General features: G+C 72.7%; 19 protein-coding genes. 15 read left to right on the top strand and 4 right to left on the bottom strand.

Annotated elements, in window-relative coordinates; translation table 11 throughout:
* Genes VMF51_RS21175 through VMF51_RS21160 form a run of 4 tightly spaced genes read left to right on the top strand, consistent with a single transcriptional unit; the run spans position 1 to position 4185 of the window.
* The gene (locus VMF51_RS21175) at positions 1 to 735 is read left to right on the top strand and encodes an aspartate/glutamate racemase family protein (RefSeq protein ID WP_325476456.1); all 735 of its coding nucleotides are present in this window, start codon (positions 1 to 3) and stop codon (positions 733 to 735) included.
* Positions 732 to 2018, top strand: coding sequence for a DUF6986 family protein (locus VMF51_RS21170; protein WP_325476455.1), 1287 nt, complete (start codon positions 732 to 734; stop codon positions 2016 to 2018). The genes VMF51_RS21175 and VMF51_RS21170 overlap by 4 nt, the downstream gene beginning before the upstream one ends.
* A complete protein-coding gene (allB, locus tag VMF51_RS21165) occupies positions 2015 to 3358 on the top strand; it encodes an allantoinase AllB (RefSeq protein ID WP_325476454.1) in 1344 nt (447 codons plus the stop codon). The genes VMF51_RS21170 and allB overlap by 4 nt, the downstream gene beginning before the upstream one ends.
* Positions 3358 to 4185: a bifunctional allantoicase/(S)-ureidoglycine aminohydrolase gene (locus tag VMF51_RS21160; RefSeq protein WP_325476453.1), complete on the top strand. Its 828-nt coding sequence runs from the start codon at positions 3358 to 3360 to the stop codon at positions 4183 to 4185. The genes allB and VMF51_RS21160 overlap by 1 nt, the downstream gene beginning before the upstream one ends.
* A gap of 12 nt (positions 4186 to 4197) precedes the next feature.
* Here the strand turns inward: VMF51_RS21160 and VMF51_RS21155 are convergent, their stop codons facing one another.
* Positions 4198 to 5136: a LysR substrate-binding domain-containing protein gene (locus tag VMF51_RS21155; RefSeq protein ID WP_325476452.1), complete on the bottom strand. Its 939-nt coding sequence runs from the start codon at positions 5134 to 5136 to the stop codon at positions 4198 to 4200.
* 93 nt (positions 5137 to 5229) lie between these two features.
* Here VMF51_RS21155 and VMF51_RS21150 point away from each other — a divergent pair, with 93 nt between their 5' ends.
* The 5 genes from VMF51_RS21150 to VMF51_RS21130 are packed head-to-tail and all read left to right on the top strand — an operon-like array spanning position 5230 to position 9453.
* Positions 5230 to 6690 (top strand): 2-hydroxymuconic semialdehyde dehydrogenase, encoded by a 1461-nt coding sequence (locus tag VMF51_RS21150; protein WP_325476451.1) that lies wholly within the window; start codon positions 5230 to 5232, stop codon positions 6688 to 6690.
* A gap of 15 nt (positions 6691 to 6705) precedes the next feature.
* On the top strand, positions 6706 to 7497 hold the full coding sequence (locus tag VMF51_RS21145) for a 2-keto-4-pentenoate hydratase (protein WP_325476450.1): 792 nt from the start codon (positions 6706 to 6708) through the stop codon (positions 7495 to 7497).
* The gene (locus VMF51_RS21140) at positions 7490 to 7933 is read left to right on the top strand and encodes a RidA family protein (RefSeq protein ID WP_325476449.1); all 444 of its coding nucleotides are present in this window, start codon (positions 7490 to 7492) and stop codon (positions 7931 to 7933) included. Before VMF51_RS21145 ends, VMF51_RS21140 begins: the two co-directional genes overlap by 8 nt.
* On the top strand, positions 7930 to 8454 hold the full coding sequence (locus VMF51_RS21135; protein ID WP_325476448.1) for a 3-hydroxyanthranilate 3,4-dioxygenase: 525 nt from the start codon (positions 7930 to 7932) through the stop codon (positions 8452 to 8454). Before VMF51_RS21140 ends, VMF51_RS21135 begins: the two co-directional genes overlap by 4 nt.
* 6 nt (positions 8455 to 8460) lie before the next feature.
* Positions 8461 to 9453, top strand: a complete 993-nt coding sequence (locus tag VMF51_RS21130) for an amidohydrolase family protein (RefSeq protein WP_325476447.1) — start codon at positions 8461 to 8463, stop codon at positions 9451 to 9453.
* Between the two features lie 145 nt (positions 9454 to 9598).
* Here the strand turns inward: VMF51_RS21130 and VMF51_RS21125 are convergent, their stop codons facing one another.
* The gene (locus tag VMF51_RS21125; protein ID WP_325476446.1) at positions 9599 to 11269 is read right to left on the bottom strand and encodes a hypothetical protein; all 1671 of its coding nucleotides are present in this window, start codon (positions 11267 to 11269) and stop codon (positions 9599 to 9601) included.
* A gap of 85 nt (positions 11270 to 11354) precedes the next feature.
* Between VMF51_RS21125 and VMF51_RS21120 the strand changes: the two genes are divergently transcribed.
* From VMF51_RS21120 to VMF51_RS21105, 4 genes are all read left to right on the top strand, one after another.
* Positions 11355 to 11498 (top strand): hypothetical protein, encoded by a 144-nt coding sequence (locus tag VMF51_RS21120; RefSeq protein WP_325476445.1) that lies wholly within the window; start codon positions 11355 to 11357, stop codon positions 11496 to 11498.
* 5 nt (positions 11499 to 11503) lie between these two features.
* The gene (locus VMF51_RS21115) at positions 11504 to 11770 is read left to right on the top strand and encodes a hypothetical protein (RefSeq protein ID WP_325476444.1); all 267 of its coding nucleotides are present in this window, start codon (positions 11504 to 11506) and stop codon (positions 11768 to 11770) included.
* Positions 11771 to 11881: 111 nt separating this feature from the next.
* Positions 11882 to 12295, top strand: coding sequence for a YciI family protein (locus tag VMF51_RS21110; protein ID WP_325476443.1), 414 nt, complete (start codon positions 11882 to 11884; stop codon positions 12293 to 12295).
* Positions 12296 to 12314: 19 nt separating this feature from the next.
* Positions 12315 to 13511, top strand: a complete 1197-nt coding sequence (locus tag VMF51_RS21105) for an RNA polymerase sigma factor (protein ID WP_325476489.1) — start codon at positions 12315 to 12317, stop codon at positions 13509 to 13511.
* Here VMF51_RS21105 and VMF51_RS21100 read toward each other — a convergent pair.
* Positions 13462 to 14427, bottom strand: a complete 966-nt coding sequence (locus VMF51_RS21100; RefSeq protein WP_325476442.1) for a hypothetical protein — start codon at positions 14425 to 14427, stop codon at positions 13462 to 13464. The genes VMF51_RS21105 and VMF51_RS21100 overlap by 50 nt on opposite strands.
* 248 nt (positions 14428 to 14675) lie before the next feature.
* Between VMF51_RS21100 and VMF51_RS21095 the strand changes: the two genes are divergently transcribed.
* Positions 14676 to 14951 carry a DUF6221 family protein gene (locus VMF51_RS21095; protein WP_325476441.1) on the top strand — a complete coding sequence of 92 codons (276 nt, stop codon included), beginning with the start codon at positions 14676 to 14678 and terminating at the stop codon, positions 14949 to 14951.
* Here the strand turns inward: VMF51_RS21095 and VMF51_RS21090 are convergent.
* Positions 14938 to 15420 carry an SRPBCC family protein gene (locus VMF51_RS21090; RefSeq protein ID WP_325476440.1) on the bottom strand — a complete coding sequence of 161 codons (483 nt, stop codon included), beginning with the start codon at positions 15418 to 15420 and terminating at the stop codon, positions 14938 to 14940. The genes VMF51_RS21095 and VMF51_RS21090 overlap by 14 nt on opposite strands.
* A gap of 260 nt (positions 15421 to 15680) precedes the next feature.
* On the opposite strand from VMF51_RS21090, the gene VMF51_RS21085 reads away from it, so the two are divergent.
* The gene (locus VMF51_RS21085) at positions 15681 to 16652 is read left to right on the top strand and encodes an SDR family NAD(P)-dependent oxidoreductase (protein ID WP_325476439.1); all 972 of its coding nucleotides are present in this window, start codon (positions 15681 to 15683) and stop codon (positions 16650 to 16652) included.
* Positions 16653 to 16687: the final 35 nt, after the last annotated feature.

Genomic DNA, 16687 nt, shown 5'->3' with positions numbered 1-16687 from the left:
GTGCGGATCCTCGTCGTCAACGTGAACACCACCGAGCAGGTGAGCGAGCAGATCGGAGCCACGGCCCGGGCGGTCGCCGCCCCCGGCACCGAGATCGTGCCGCTCACGCCCCGCTTCGGCGCGGACTCGGTGGAGGGAAACCTGGAGAGCTACCTGGCCGCCGTCGGGGTCCTCGACGCCGTCACCCGGTACGACGGCCCGTACGACGCCGTCGTCCAGGCCGGATTCGGCGAGCACGGGATCGAGGGGCTGCGCGAGCTCGGCTCGGTCCCCGCGGTCGACATCACCGAGGCCGCCGCGATGCTGGCCTGCCTCGTCGGCCGCAGCTACTCGGTCGTCACCACCCTGGACCGCACCGTCCCCCTGATCGAGGACCGCCTGCGCCTGACCGGCGTGCTCGGACGCTGCGCGTCGGTGCGCGCGAGCGGGCTGCCGGTCCTGGAGCTGGAGGCGGACCCGGACCGCGCCGTACGCGCGATCGTCGCCGAGGCGGAGGCGGCGGTCCGCCACGACCGTGCCGAGGTGATCGTGCTCGGCTGCGGCGGCATGGGCGGGCTCGACGACGCCGTCCGCGACGCCGTCGGCGTCCCGGTGGTCGACGGCATCACCGCGGCGGTGAAGCTGGCCGAGTCGCTCGTCGCGCTCGGTCTCGGCACCAGCAAGATCCGCACCTACGCCACCCCGCGCCCCAAGCGGATCTCCGGGTGGCCCCTCGCCCGGGAGGCAGACGAATGAGCACGACCCCGGACAGCCCCGGGCTCGCCGGCCTGACCGATCTCGCCGACGAGGTGGACCGGCGACTGGCCGCCGCGGACCTCGCCCTCGCGTCGGCGTACGCCGGGATGCCGCGCGGGCGGCAGCCGGTGCACACGGTCTACGTGCCGGCGGACCGGTTCGACGCGTCGACGACCCGCACCTGGGGACGCTCGGCCGTGGAGGCCCTGGCCGCGAACGCGGGCACCGACGACGAGCTCGCGGAGGCCTGGTGCCGGTCGGGTGACGTCGACGCACTGCGCCGCCAGGTGCTCGCCAAGCTCACCACCGAGCCGATCGAGGACCTCCGCATCGACTTCGAGGACGGCTACGGCCACCGCCCCGACGCGGAGGAGGACCGCGCGGCGGAGACCGCGGCGACGGCCCTGGCGGAGGCGATCGCCGCGGGGAGCGCCGGGATCGCCCACGGCATCCGGGTCAAGAGCCTCGAGCCGGAGACGAGGGTCCGCAGCCTGCGCACCCTCGAGCTCTTCGTCGCCACCCTGGCCCGCCGCGGCGCGTCCCTCGACGGGCTCGTCACCACGCTGCCCAAGGTGACCTCGACCGAGCAGGTCGCCGCGTTCGCCTACGTGCTGTCCCGCCTCGAGGCGGCGCTCGACCTGCCCCCCGGCGTACTGCGGTTCGAGCTGCAGGTGGAGACCCCGGAGTCGGTGCTCGGTGCCGGCGGGAACGCGCCGCTCGCGCCGATGATCCGCGCGGGGGAGGGCCGGGTGACCGGCCTGCACTACGGCACCTACGACTACTCCGCCGCCTTCGGGGTCGCGCCGCACCTGCAGAGCACCGAGCACCCGGTCGCCGACCACGCCAAGGCGGTGATGCAGGTCGCCGCGGCCGGCACCGGCGTCTTCGTCTCCGACGGGTCCTCCAACGTCCTGCCCGTCGGCAGCCCCGACGAGGTGCGCTCGGCCTGGCGGCTCCACGCCCGCTTGGTCCGGCGCTCGCTGGCGGCCGGGATCCCCCAGGGGTGGGACCTGCATCCCGCCCAGCTGGTGAGCAGGTACGCCGCGACGTACGCCTTCTTCCGCGACGGCCTGCCCGAGGCAGCCCAGCGACTGCGTGCCGCGACGTCGAAGGACGAGGGTGGCTTCCTGGACGAGCCGGCGACGGTGCGCGCGATGACCTCCTTCCTCGTGCGGGGCCTGGACTGCGGCGCTCTCGGCGCCGGCGAGGTCGAGGAGCTCTCCGGGCTGTCCCCGGACGGCATCCGCGCCCTGGCCCGGCCCCGGGCGGGAGGGTCGGCATGACGGATCTCGACCTGCTCCTCCGGGCCGAGCGCGTCGTGCTGCCCGACGGCGTCCGCCCCGCCGCGGTCGGGGTGTGCGAGGGTCGCATCGCGACCGTCACGTCGCTCGACACGCCGCTGCCCGCCGCCCGTGTCGTCGACCTCGGCGAGGACGAGGTGCTGCTGCCGGGGCTCGTTGACTCCCACGTGCACGTCAACGAGCCCGGCCGGACCGAGTGGGAGGGCTTCGCCACCGCCACGAGGGCCGCGGCGGCGGGCGGCGTCACGACGATCGTGGACATGCCGCTGAACAGCGTCCCGCCGACGATCGACCTCCGCGCGCTCCGCCTCAAGCGGGAGATCGCCGGGGCGAAGTCCCGCGTCGACGTGGCGTTCTGGGGTGGGGCCGTGCCGGAGAGTCTCGGCCGGCTCCGCGAGCTCTGGGAGCACGGGGTCTCGGGGTTCAAGTGCTTCCTGGTCGACTCCGGATCGCCCGAGTTCCCCGCGCTCGACCTCGGTCAGCTCGAGGCGGCGATGCACGAGATCGCCGCCTTCGACGGCCTCCTGATCGTGCACGCCGAGGACAGTGCCGTCATCGAGCACCACGCCGCCTCGGCCGGCGGACCCCGCTACGCCGACTTCCTCTCCTCCCGGCCGCGGGGTGCGGAGAACCTGGCCGTCGCCCACGTCATCGAGCTGGCCCGCCGGACCGGCTGCCGGATCCACCTCCTGCACATCGCGAGCCCCGACGTGCTCCCGATGATCGAGTCCGCCCGCCACGACGGCGTCCGGGTGAGTGCGGAGACCTGTCCGCACTACCTGGCCTTCGCCGCCGAGGAGATCGGGGACGGCGCCACGACGTACAAGTGTTGTCCGCCGATCCGGGAGGGCTCCGCGCGCGAGGCCCTGTGGCGCGGTCTCGAGGTCGGCGCCCTGGACCTGGTGGTCACCGACCACTCGCCGTCCCCGCCCGACCTGAAGTGCCTGGACACCGGCGACTTCGCCCGTGCCTGGGGCGGTATCTCCTCGCTCCAGCTCGGCCTGCCGGTGGTGTGGACCGAGGCCCGCCGTCGTGGTCTCGGCCTCGACGACGTCGCCCGGTGGATGTCCCAGGCTCCGGCCCGCCTGGCCGGTCTGCCCGCCAAGGGCGCGATCGAGGTGGGCAGGGACGCCGACCTCTGCGTCCTGGCCCCCGACGAGGAGTTCGTCGTCGATCCGCTGCGACTCCACCACCGGCACCCGATCACCCCCTACGCCGAGCAGCGCCTGTACGGCGTGGTCAGGAGCACCTGGCTGCGCGGGGCCGAGCTCGACGTCGACGCCGACCCGCGAGGCCGGCTCCTGCAGAGAGGCACCAGCTGATGTCGAGCTACTACGTCCCGCGTGGCGGTCATCCCGGACAGGCCGAGCTGACCACGGACCGCGCGGTCTTCACCACGGCGTACGCCGTCCTGCCCCGCGGGACGATGCGGGACATCGTCACGAGCAGCCTCCCGCACTGGGAGGGGACCCGGCTCTGGGTCATCGCGCGGCCGCTGTCCGGCTTCGCGGAGACCTTCTCCCAGTACGTCGTCGAGGTGTCCCCGGGCGGTGGCTCGAGTCGGCCTGACGACGACCCGGCGGCCGAGGCCGTGCTGTTCGTCGTCGACGGCGAGGTCACCGTGACGCTCGAGGGACACCAGCACCGGCTGGCCCCGGGCGGCTACGCGTACCTCGCGGCCGGAGCGGCGTGGACGCTGCGCAACGAGGGCGGCGAGCCCGCGCGCTTCCACTGGATCCGCAAGGCGTACGAGCCGGTCGACGGGATCGAGCGGCCCGCCTCGTTCGTGACCCACGAGGGCGACGTGGCGGCCGAGGAGATGCCCGGCACGAACGGATCCTGGACGACCCAGCGGTTCGTCGACCCGAGCGACGTGCGCCACGACATGCACGTGAACATCGTGACCTTCGAGCCCGGCGGCGTGATCCCGTTCCCGGAGACCCACGTGATGGAGCACGGGCTGTACGTGCTCGAGGGCAAGGCGGTCTACCTGCTCAACCGCGACTGGGTCGAGGTCGAGGCGGGCGACTTCATGTGGCTCCGGGCGTTCTGCCCCCAGGCCTGCTACGCCGGTGGTCCCGGGCGCTTCCGCTACCTGCTCTACAAGGACGTCAACCGGCATCCCCGGCTCGGGCGCGCGCTGCCCTGATCCCCCGGAGCCCTACGCCAGGGTGCTCGCGAGGTCCCGCGCCGAGGCGCGCAGGTGCTGCAGCAGCGCCTCGGCGGCCGGGGTGCGCTGGCGGTCGCCGGGCATGGTGACGCCGACCGAGCGGGGGATCAGCGGGAGGTCGGTGCGGATCGCGGCCAGTTCGGGATCGTTGTGGCTGATCAGCAGCGGGAGCGCGGCGATCGAGTCCGTGGTGATCAGGAGGTGGCGCAGGGTGAGGATCGAGGTGCACTCCACCCGGTTCTCCGGGATCTTCGCGCCCTCGGCGATGAAGGTCTCCTCGAGCTCGGCGCGGAGCACCGTCTGGGCGATCGGGAAGATCCACGGGTAGTCGACCAGGTCCGTCAGCCGAGGCTTGCGTCGCTGGTGGACGGGGTGCCCCGCGCGGGCCACCAGGGTGATCGGCTCGAGGTAGAGCCGCTCCTGGCTCAGCTGCGCGGGCGCGGCCGACATCAGCCGCCCCACCATCAGGTCGATCTCCCCGGCCAGCAGCGCGTTGGTGAGGAGGTCCGGGGTGGCCTCCCGGACGACCACCGTGAGGCGCGGTCGCTCCGCCTTCAGGGACGCGATCGCGTTGGGCAGCAGCAGGTTCGACCCCGCCAGGTGGGTGCCGACCCGGACCCGGCCGGCCTCGGCACGGTCGAGCAGCTCGATCTGGCTGCCGGCGTCGCGCAGCTGCGCGATGATCGAGCGGGCATGGCCGATGAAGCTCTCGCCGAAGATGGTCGGCGTGACGCCGCGCGGGCCGCGCTCGAAGAGCTGGACGCCGAGGATCTCCTCGGTCTCCTGCAGGCCCCGCGTGACCACCGGCTGGGTGACGTGCAGCGCCTTGGAGGCGGCGATCACCGTGCCGTGGTCGGCGATGGTCGTGACCAGGGTCAGGTGCCGGAGCTTCAGGCGACCCTCGAGCAGGCGTTCAGAGAGTGGTTGCACGGGGACACCCTAGACACAGGGATGTCATATTGGGCATAGAACCGCAGTCGAAAGGCATTAGCCGGGCATGTGACGGATCTCTACGCTCGTGGCATGGCCGTTGCTGAGATCCACAACTTCGTCGGCGGTGCTCCCGCTCCCGGCGTCGCGTCGTTCGAGAAGGTGAGCCCGGTCGACGGCGGCCTGACCGCCGTCGTCCACGAGGCGGGGCGCGAGACCGTCGACGCGGCCGTCGCCGCCGCCCGCGCGGCGCTCGACGGCGCCTGGGGACGGAGCACGGTCCAGGAGCGGGCGGCGCTGCTGCGCCGGATCGCGGACCGGATCGAGGAGCGCTTCGAGGACCTCGTCGCCGCCGAGGTGCGCGACACCGGGAAGCCCGAGTCGCTCGTACGCGACCTCGACGTCGCCCGGGCCGCGATGAACTTCCGCTCCTTCGCCGACACGGTCGCGGCCGAGGGCCTGGACTCGTTCCTGACCGACCTGCCCGGCGGCCGTCAGGCGCTCAACTACGCGGTCCCCAAGCCGCTCGGCGTGGTCGCGGTGATCGTGCCGTGGAACCTCCCGCTGCTGCTGCTGACCTGGAAGGTCGCCCCGGCGCTCGCCTGCGGCAACGCCGTCGTGGTGAAGCCGTCCGAGGAGACCCCGTCGACGGCCGCCCTGCTCGCCGAGATCCTGGCGGAGGCCGGCGTACCCGACGGGGCCTACAACGTCGTCCACGGCTTCGGCCCCGGCTCCGCCGGGGAGTTCCTCACCACCCACCCCGGCATCGACGCGGTGACCTTCACCGGCGAGACCTCCACCGGCTCGGCGATCATGCGCGCCGTCGCCCCGCGTGTGCGTCCGGTCTCGTTCGAGCTCGGCGGCAAGAACGCCGCGGTGGTCTTCGCCGACACCGACCTCGACCGGACCCTGGACGGCCTGGCCCGCTCGACCTTCCTCAACACCGGCCAGGTCTGCCTGTGCACGGAGCGGGTGTACGTCGAGCGCTCGATCTTCGACGACGTCGCCGCCGGACTCGTGGAGCGGGCCGGGAAGCTGCGGCTCGGCCGCCCCGACGACCCCGCGACCACCACCGGCCCGCTGATCTCGCGCGGGCACCGGGAGAAGGTCCAGGGCTACCTCGACCTCGCGGTCGCCGAGGGCGCCGAGGTGCTGGTCGGGGGCGGCGTACCCGACCTCGGCGACGACCTCGCCGGTGGCGCCTGGATCCAGCCGACCCTGTGGACGGGCCTGGACAACTCCCACCGGACGGTCCGCGAGGAGGTCTTCGGACCGGTCGCGGCGCTGATCCCCTTCGACACCGAGGAGGAGGCGGTCCGGCTGGCCAACGACACCGACTACGGGCTGGCGGCCGCCGTCTGGACCCGCGACCTCGAGCGCGGCCACCGCGTCGCCCGGCAGATGCAGGTCGGGATGTCGTGGGTGAACACCTGGTACCTCCGCGACCTCCGCTCGCCCTTCGGCGGCGTCGGCCTGTCCGGGGTGGGCCGGGAGGGCGGACGGCACTCGATGCACTTCTACTCCGAGCCCACCAACATCTGCGTCCAGCTCTGAGCGAAGGAGACCCCTGTGACCGACCTCGACGACCTCGCCGGCCGCCTCGACGCGGCCGTGCGCACCGCCACGGCCATCGAGCAGCTGAGCCTCGAGGCCGACCTGACCCTCGAGCAGGCGTACGCCGTGCAGGCCGCCGGCGTGCGGATCCGCGAGCAGCGGGGCGACGCCGTCGTGGGCGCCAAGCTCGGCTTCACCTCGCGGGCGAAGGCCGAGCAGATGGGCGTCTCGGACGTCATCGTCGGCGTGCTCCACCGGGGCATGGCCGTGACCGACGGCGGCACCGTCGACGTCGCCGCGATGGTGCACCCGCGGATCGAGCCCGAGATCGCGTTCCTGACCGGCTCCGACATCGACCCCCACGACGAGGGGGACGCGGTCGCCGCGGTCACCCACGTCGCGCCCGCGCTGGAGATCATCGACAGCCGCTACCGCGACTTCCGCTTCAGCCTCACCGACGTCGTCGCCGACAACGCCTCGTCGGCGGCCTTCGTGGTGGGGGAGTGGCGCCCGTTCGACCAGGCCCGAGCGGAGCTCGACCTGGCCGCGCTCGACGTCGTCCTCACCGTGGGTGGGGCCGAGGCCGCGCGCGGCTCGAGCGCCGACATCCTGGGCGACCCCGTGCTGGCCCTCGACGCGGTCAAGCGGATGGCACGCCAGCACGGACTGGCGCTCCCCGCCGGGTCGATCATCCTGGCCGGGGCCGCCACGGCCGCCGTCACCCTCCCGGCCGGCACGACGGTCGAGGCGACGGTCGGCGGCCTCGGTCCGGTGCGCGTCGCGACGACGGGCGACCTCGATGGCTGAGCGGAACGACTCCGGCGCGCGCGTCGTCGAGGGCAAGGCGACCCCGCGCGGCCGCTTCCCGCACGTGAAGGTCGTCGGCGACACCGTCTACGTCTCGGGCACCAGCAGCCGCCGGCCCGACAACAGCTTCGCCGGGGCCAGCGTCGACCCCATGGGCGTCACGGCGCTGGACATCCGCGAGCAGACCCGGGCGGTCATCGCCAACATCCGCGACCTCCTGGGCGCCGTCGGCGCCGAGCTCACCGACCTCGTCCAGGTGACGACGTACCTGGTCAACATGAACGACTTCGGCGGCTACAACGAGGTCTGGGCCGAGCACTTCGACGAGCACGGGCCGACCCGGACCACCGTCGCCGTCCACCAGCTCCCGCACCCCCACCTGCTCATCGAGATCCAGGCGGTCGCCCGCCTGGACGTCAAGGAAGGCAACCGATGACCACCATCCCGCCCGTCTTCAACTTCGAGGCCTGGATCGCCGAGCACCAGCACCGGCTCCGGCCGCCGGTCAACAACGAGCAGATGTGGGAGCCGATGGGCGACTTCATCGTGCAGGTGGTGGGCGGCCCGAACCAGCGCACCGACTTCCACCTCGACCCGTACGAGGAGTGGTTCTACCAGTACAAGGGCAACATGCACGTCAACCTGATGACCGAGGACGGTCCGGAGCGGATCGACATCCGCGAGGGTGAGATGTGGATGCTGCCGCGCGACATCTACCACTCCCCGCAGCGCCCGGAGGAGGGCTCGATCGGGATCGTGATCGAGCGGATCCGCGAAGAGGGCACGCTGGAGAAGTTCGCCTGGTTCTGCCCCGACTGCAACGCGAAGGTGCACGAGGTCGAGCTGCAGGTGCGCGACATCGTCGCCGACCTGCCCCCGGTGTTCACCGACTTCTACAACTCCGACGAGGGACGCACCTGCCCCCAGTGCGGTGCCGTCCATCCAGGCAAGGGCTGACCGACGTTGTCCACCATCGACGTCCACACCCACTTCGTCCCCCAGGGGTGGCCCGACCTGGGTGAGGGCCGGCCCTGGTTGCGCGTGGACTCCGAGCGCGACGCCGTGATCATGGTCGGCTCCCGGGAGTTCCGGAAGGTCCAGTCGGACTGCTGGGACGCCGACGTACGCCTCGCCGACATGGACGCCGACGGCGTGGAGATGCAGGTGGTCTCCCCGACCCCCGTGTTCTTCAACTACGACGCCCCGGTCGGGGAGGCCGAGAAGATCGCCCGGATCTTCAACGACCTCGCCCTGGAGATCTGCGCGCCGGGCGGGGAGCGGCTGGTGCCGTTCTGCCAGGTGCCGCTGCAGGACACCGACGCCGCGTGCCGGGAGCTCGAGCGGGCCGTGGCCTCCGGTCACCGCGGGGTCGAGATCGGCAACCACGTCGGCGACCGGGACCTGGACGACGCGGGCATCGTGACCTTCCTGCAGCACGCCGCGTCCCTCGGCGTACCGGTCTTCGTGCACCCGTGGGACATGGCCAGCTCCCCGCGCCTGAACCGCTGGATGGCGCAGTGGCTGGCGGGCATGCCCTCGGAGACCCACCTCTCGATCATCGCCATGATCCTCGGCGGCACCTTCGACAAGGTGCCGGAGTCGCTGCGGATCTGCTTCGCGCACGGCGGGGGGTCCTTCGCCCACTGGCTCGGCCGCCTCGAGAACGCGTGGCACCGCCGCTCGGACGTCATCGCGACCTCGCAGAGGCCCCCGTCGGAGTACGTCGGCCGGTTCAGCGTCGACTCGGTCGTCTTCGAGCCGACCGCCCTGCGCACGCTGGTCGAGACCCTCGGCGCCTCCCAGGTGATGGTCGGCAGCGACTACCCCTACCCGTTGGGGGAGCGGCCCGTCGCCGACGTCATCCGGCGCTCGGACTTCCTCGACGCGGACGACCGGGAGCTGATCGTGCGGGGCAACGCCCTGCGCTTCCTGGGGATGCCCGACCCGGCACGCTGAGCGGAGGGGCGGGCGCGGGGGCGGTCGCGGTCGGCGCCCAAGCGCCGCAATTGCGGCCGTTGGACGGGTTCTGGGCGCGCCGGCATGTCCAGTCGCTGCAATTGCGGCCGTCGGGCAGGCCGCTCCCGCGCCCACGGCCGTCGGGTCACTGGAACGGATCGGTGGCGGCGCTCGGCGTGCTGTCCATCAGGTCGGCCTCGTCGTCCGCGTGATCGGAGTCGTCCCCGCCCACGCCCCGCACCGCCACCGGCCGGACCCGCGCCGGCCTCCGCCTCGGCGGCCTTCGGGTCGTCGTGGCGGTCGAGGCCTTCGGCTCGCCGGTGCCCGACGCCGAGGTCCGGTTCCTCGTGCGCGGGACCTTCTGGGCCCGGCCGCCGGTCTCGTCTGGATCCGCGCCGTCGGGCGTGGCGTCAGGCGTGGCGTCAGGCGTGGCGTCAGGCGTGGCGTCCGACGCGGCCCGCTGTCGCTTCTTCGTCTTGGGCCCCAGCTTGCGGAGGGGCACGGCCAGCCCGGCGCGGACGGACTGCGGGATCCTCGACTCCTCGGTCTCGTCCTCGGAGCTGGCCGACAACGCGTCGATGTCGGCCTCGTCCTTGTCGCCGACCCGCGAGCGCCAGGTCTCGCAGTTCGCGAAGTCCAGGAACATCTGGTCGATGTAGTCCCTCGGTCGCTGGCCGGAGTGCTTGTCGAAGACCGAGTCGATGGCCGACTTCGCCGCGCTGACCCAGAGCAGCCCGGGCTTCATCGTGTAGTCGAGGCCCGGGCAGGCGCCCGACTCCTTGGCCCAGCGCATCGCGACGTAGCAGCCGTAGCAGGGTCGCTTGGTGCCCCGCACCATCGCGCTGGCAGCGCTCAGGGAGGACTTCGCCAGGAGGCGGACGAGCTGCTGCTCGGCGTGGATCGCCGTCCCGTGGAAGAAGATCACCCGCGTCCGCTGGTCCTTCGAGGTGTTCAGCTGCTCGAGGGCGCCCTTCTCGTCGTACAGTTTCACGTTCGGGAGCTGGGCGCCGAGCAGGGCCTCCATCTCCTGGTACGCCGCGAAGTCCTGACCGCCACGGTCGTCGGTCCACCTCGCGCCGCGCTCCCCGAGGGCGACCTTGGTGAGCTTCTTCCGGGTGTGGCGATCGCGCTCGGCCGTGTACTGCCAGACCCGGGGCGCGGCGAGGAGCCGCCAGACGAGCTTCTCGTCGAGCAGGTCGCTCGACGACGCGATGGACTGGACCACGCGGTCGATCGCGTCCTTGTCGTTGGCCGCGACGATGAGGGTGCCGTCGACCCACAGGCTCTCGAACTCGTCGCCGCCGCCGATCTCGCGGACCCGCTCGGAGATCAGCTTGAGCAGCTGGGCGACCCGCTGCCCGGTGGCGTCCTTCGTGGTCTCGACCTGCTTACTCCCGCTCTCGGCCGGGTCGTACGACGAGGTGCCGCTGTTCGCCCGGTACGCCTGCTGGACGACCTTGAGGGCCGCCTCCTTCTCCAGCGTCTTCTGCGTCTTCTGCCGTTCCTTCTTGTCCTTCGGGACCTTGACGACCCTCCGCTCCGGTGGGCGCGTCGGCAGGGAACCGAGTGGATCGCCGTGGGGGACGGGGAGCCACGGAGAGCCCGACGGTCCAGAAGCGCGGAGGTTGGCGCCGAAGCCGCCCGACGGCTGCTGGCCCGGCCGGATCGACGGATCGAAGGCCGCGGGCCGGGCGCTGCGCGGATCGAACGAGGTCCCGGGGAAGGGCATCCCCGGGGCGTCCGGCTCGTGGTCGAATCGGGCCGTCGGAGGGCGCTGCTGGGTCTCCGGCGACGCCTCGAACTCCGACTCGCTCATCGACACCCGTCCATTCCTATCCCAGCTCTGCCTCCGCCGGAGGCGGATCGCGTCCATTCATGGCGTCCCGGCCTAGGGTGCGCAGATGGAGAGCAGCGAGACCGAGGGCCGACGCAGCGCGGCCGCCGACGACCGGGACAAGAGCGACGGGCGCAGCGGGTTCGACCGGTTCGTCGAGGCGACGTACCTCCAGGTGAGCGGGCGCCGTTCTTCGGCATCTGCGTCCTGATCGTCGTGGCCTGGTTCCTCAGCTTCCCCCTGTTCCCGGACGCGAAGTCCTGGCAGGTGGCCATCCACACCGTCGCGAGCGTGCTCTCCCTGATGCTGCTCGTGCTGCTGGAGAATGCGGGACGACGCAGCGAGGAGGCGGCGCAGGAGAAGCTGAACGTGATCGCGGAGGCGCTCTCGGCGCTGATGACCTCCCGCGCCCGGCAGGACCCCGAGCTGGAGGAGGCGGTACGCCGCCTCCGCGACGCGGTCGGTCTCGAGGAGCGACACTGAGGCTCTCCGGGCTCCGGGGAGAATGTCCGCCGCAGGATGTCGAGAACCCGTCGGCGGCTCCGTCCCAGAGGTGAGTGACGCCGAGAGCGGCGTCGGACGAAGGAGACCGAGATGGCCAAGTACCTGCTGCTCAAGCACTACCGCGGCGGCCCGACCCCGCACCCCGACGCCACGGTCCTGATGGACCGCTGGACGCCCGAGGAGATCGACGCGCACCTCGCGTTCATGAACCACGTGGCCGACACGCTGCGCGAGCGGGGCGAGTACGTCGACGGCCAGGCGCTCTCGCCGGAGGGCACCTTCGTGCGCTTCGACGGCGAGGGTCGCCCGCCCGTCACCGACGGTCCGTTCGCGGAGACCAAGGACCTGATCGCCGGCTGGATGGTCATCGACGTCGAGAGCGTCGAGCGCGCCCACGAGGCGGCCGCGTTCCTGTCCTCGGCGCCCGGCCAGGGCGGCCGGCCGCTGCACGAGTGGATCGAGGTGCGGCCCTTCCTCGAGCACCCCGAGACGGTCACGGAGTAGCAGCGTGTCGGCGCCGCCGATGCCCGAGCTGCTGCGGGACCTGACGCCGCAGGTCCTCGGCGTCCTCGTCCGCCGCGGGGGTGACTTCGCGACGGCCGAGGACGCCGTGCAGGAGGCGCTCCTCGAGGCGGTACGGCGCTGGCCCGACGACCCGCCGACCGATCCGAAGGGCTGGCTGATCACCGTGGCCTGGCGCAAGCTGGTCGACGCGCAGCGCTCGGAGGCGGCCCGCCGTACGCGCGAGGAGCGGGTTCACGACGAGCCCGCCCCCGGACCCGCCGAGGAGCACGACGACACGTTGCTGCTGCTCTTCTGGTGCTGCCATCCAGCGCTGACGCCCGCCTCGGCGGTGGCGCTCACGCTCCGCGCCGTCGGCGGGCTGACGACCCGGCAGATCGGGGCGGCGTACCTCGTCCCCGAGGCGACGATGGCGCAGCGGATCAGCCGGGCCAAGCGGACGGTGGCCCGCGAGGGGATCGGCGCGACGGGTGACCTGCGCACTGTGCTGAAGGTGCTCTACCTGATGTTCAACGAGGGGTACGGCGGCGACGTCGACCTCGCGGCGGAGGCGATCCGGGTGACCCGGGGCCTGGCCCGGGCGAGCGCCGAGCCGGAGGTCGCCGGGCTGCTCGCGCTGATGCTGCTGCACCACGCGCGGCGCTCTGCCCGGTTCACGGCGGACGGGTCGCTGGTGCCGCTGGCCGAGCAGGACCGGTCCCGGTGGGACACGACCTTGATCGCGGAGGGCGTCGACGTGCTCCAGGCGGCGCTCGCCGTCGACCGGCTGGGGGAGTACCAGGCCCAGGCCGCCATCGCCGCCCTGCACTGCGACGCCCCGACGGCGGCCGAGACCGACTGGCCCCAGATCCTGGAGTGGTACGACGAGCTGCTGCGGCTCACCGACTCCCCGGTGGTCGCGCTGAACCGCGCGGTGGCCGTCGGCGAGGTCGACGGGCCGCTGGCCGGGCTCCGTGCGCTCGAGGACGTGCCGGCCGACGTACCCCGCCGGACGGCAGCCGAGGCCTGGCTGCGTGAGCGGGCGGGAGAGACGGCGACGGCGCGGGCGCTGTACGCCCGCGCCGCCGACCTGGCCCCCAGCGTCGCCGAGCGGTCCCACCTCACGCGGCAGGCCGCCCGGCTCGGTCGAGGGGTGGAGCCGTCGTGGATCAGCGGATCGGAGCCGCCAGCGGCAGGGTCCGGTCGACCAGGTCCTTGACCTTCGAGCCGCAGGTCGAGACCACGTTCGCGTCGGTGCAGTAGTACGCCGACGTCGTCGTGCCGGTCGCGAGGTCCTTGGCCCAGGTCGAGCCGAAGTCACGCAGCCGCGCGGTCTGGGTGGCGTTGGCGGAGCAGAGCGCGCCCGCGGTGCCGATGATGTCGGTGTTCTCGCCCTCGACGTCGATGTGGCAGCTGCCGCCGACCGGCACGCCGAGCACGTACCGCTCCCAGACCAGCTGGATGCCGACGTACGGGTTGGTGAGCGCGGTCAGCGCGCCGTGGGCGTTGTTGAAGAGGTTCGTGACGCTCGGCCGCGCAGTCACGGCGAGGACCGGGCGGGTGCCGCCGGCGGAGATCGCCTCGAGGTTCGCGGTGAAGTCGCCGGAGGCGACCGGGTCGAACAGGATGGCGCCGGCGAGGTCGCCGTACCCGTTGGCGACCAGGCGGGCGCCGAGCTCGCTGGCGAAGTGGCCGCCCGCCGAGTGGCCGCCGACGATGTAGCGGCTCGGGAGCGGCTTGCCGGCCGGCGGCGTGGCCGTCCGGGCGCTGAGCACGTCACCGAGGGCGTCGGCGAGCGCGGGGTTGCCGCCGGTCAGGTCGCCGTTCACGCACAACACCATCACGCCCTTCTCGGCGATGGCCTTGCTGGTGCCGCGCAGGTTGCCGCAGCCGCGGCTGAAGCCGTGCTCGAGGACCATGAGTGCGGAGGCGGTGCCGTTGGGCAGGTACCAGTCGACGCTGTGGCTGGTCCCGTCGAGCACCAGCTGGCTGTTGACGCAGGTGCTGCTGGTCGAGCTGTAGTTGTTGCAGGCGACGTCCGCCGCCTGCGCGGCGGGCGAGATGCCCACCAGCCCGGCGGCGATCGTGGCGCCCGCGAGTGCCGCGGCACCGATCATGGCTCGTACGTTCTTCACAGACTGCTCCCTCGGTCACTGTGGAATTCCGTTCCACCCGGCCCCCGGAGCGGAAGGTAGTGGCGACGGGAGGCCCCCCGGCAAGGGGTCGGTCGCGGGCCTGGACACGTCTGGACCGGACCACCTGGCGGACGGTTCGCGGTGGGCGGGGTGGTCTTGAGCGATCTGTCATCGCGACGAAACAGAGCCGTCTTAGGGTGGGGCGCCGCGTACCGCTGCCGCATGCCCTCGACCGGAGTCGATGACCGATGCCCCACCTCCATGCCGACCCCGGGATGACGAGTCTCTTCGACTTCCTCCAGTCACGGATCCGCGAGGCGGTGGGCGTCGCCGCGGCCGCGGGGGACGCCCCCGCCGAGCGGTTCTCCCGGCAGACCCAGGCGATCCTCGAGGACATGCGCCGCGACCTGCGCGAGGACCCGCGACGCGCCGACGAGGTCTCGCGCTTCCTGCACCGGATGGCGGCGGCGTACGTCGACCACCCGGACTACCGCAGCCACTGGACCCTGTTCAGCGATCGCTGAGCGAGGCCAGCACCCGCTCGTCGGCGCAGGCCCGGGCGAAGGCCGCGATCCGCGCCCGGATCTCGCGGCCGAGCAGCCGGCGACCCATCCGGTCCGCGACGGGCGAGAGCCAGGCGGGACGTCCCGACCAGGTGTACTTCCACACCGCCCGGGTGCCCGCGACGCCGCCGCGCTCCTCGGACGTGAAGCGCCAGCCGCCCCCGAACGAGGCGAAGAACCACGGCCCCTTCTCCATCGTCATGCCGACCGACGTGGGCGGGCGGTAGGAGACGTACCGGCTGATCATCGACGGCCCCACCCGCGCCCGCGTGAACGTCCGTACGCCGGCCCCGGGTCGTTCCGCGTCGAGCAGCCGCTGGTGCCGGATGAACGGGTCCCACGACAACCGGACCTCCCCGGTCGTCTGGGACACCGCGAACGCGATCTCCGGCGGGACCGGCACCCACGTCTCGGCACTCACCTGCGGCACACCCCCACCCTCCCCCCACCACCCCAGCCCCAATCCCGCTCCATCCCCACCCACCCACCCACATCGCCGAGTCGGCAGAACTTGCGCGCCGAGTCGGCAGAACTTGCGCGCCGAGTCGGCAGAACTTGCGCGCCGAGTCGGCAGAACTTGCGCGTCGAGTCGGCAGAACTTGCGCGCCGAGTCGGCAGAACTTGACCGGCCGGAGTCGGCTTTCCACAGGCTCGCCCGTCGGACGCCCAGACGCCTGGCAACCTGGGGCCATGGCGATCACCCAGGTTCTCGACACGGCGCTGGACCGCTCCGTCGTGCTCGGCTACACCAGTCTCGGCTCGCGGCTGCGTCGGCGGTGGTGGCCGGCCGACCCGGAGCCGGGATCGATGGCGGGCAAGCGGGTGCTGGTGACGGGCGCGACGTCGGGGATCGGCGAGGCGATGGCCGCCTCGTTCGCGACCCTCGGGGCGACGGTGCACGTGCTGGGCCGCAACGCCGAGAAGCTCGCCGGCGTCGCACGCCGGCTCCGGCTCGACCACCCCGCCACCGAGTTCGTCGAGGAGGTCTGCGACGTCGGCGACCTGGCCGCCGTACGGGCGTGGGGCGCGGACTTCGCCGACCGGGTGCCGGGCCTCGACGGGCTCGTCCACAACGCCGGCACGGTGACCGACACCCGCACCGAGAGCCCGCAGGGCCACGAGCTCCAGCTGGCGGTCCACGTCCTCGGCCCGCACCTGATGACCGAGCTGCTGCTCGACGCGCTCACCGCCAGCCGCGGGATGGTCGTGTGGATGTCGACCGGCGGCATGTACGGCGCGAGCCTGGAGTCCGACCCGGACGGGATCGAGTACCGCGACGGCGACTACCGCGGGCTCAAGGCGTACGCCCGCACCAAGCGGATGCAGGTCGTGCTCGCCGACGCCTGGGCACGGCGGTACGACGGCACCGACGTACGCGTCGAGAGCATGCACCCCGGCTGGGTCGAGACGCCCGGCGTCGCCAGCCACCTGCCCACCTTCCGCAAGCTCACCCGGCCGCTGCTGCGGACGGCCGAGGACGGGGCCGACACGGCCGTCTGGCTGATCGCCACCCGGCCCGACTCGGCCCCCGGGCACTTCTGGCACGACCGCGCCCAGCGACCGACCACGTTCGGCTGGCAGCGCGAGGAGGACCCCGCCGCCGTGGCCCGGTTCCTCGAGTACGTCGCCATCACCACCGAGACGCCGCCCGACTGGGACTGACAACTTCTGCCGACTCGGCGCGCAAGTTCTGCCGA

Source organism: Nocardioides sp. (assembly GCF_035503875.1).
Lineage (GTDB): Bacteria > Actinomycetota > Actinomycetes > Propionibacteriales > Nocardioidaceae > Nocardioides.
The sequence above is the reverse complement of the archived record's forward strand: the minus strand, read 5'-3'. Positions and strand labels throughout refer to the sequence as shown.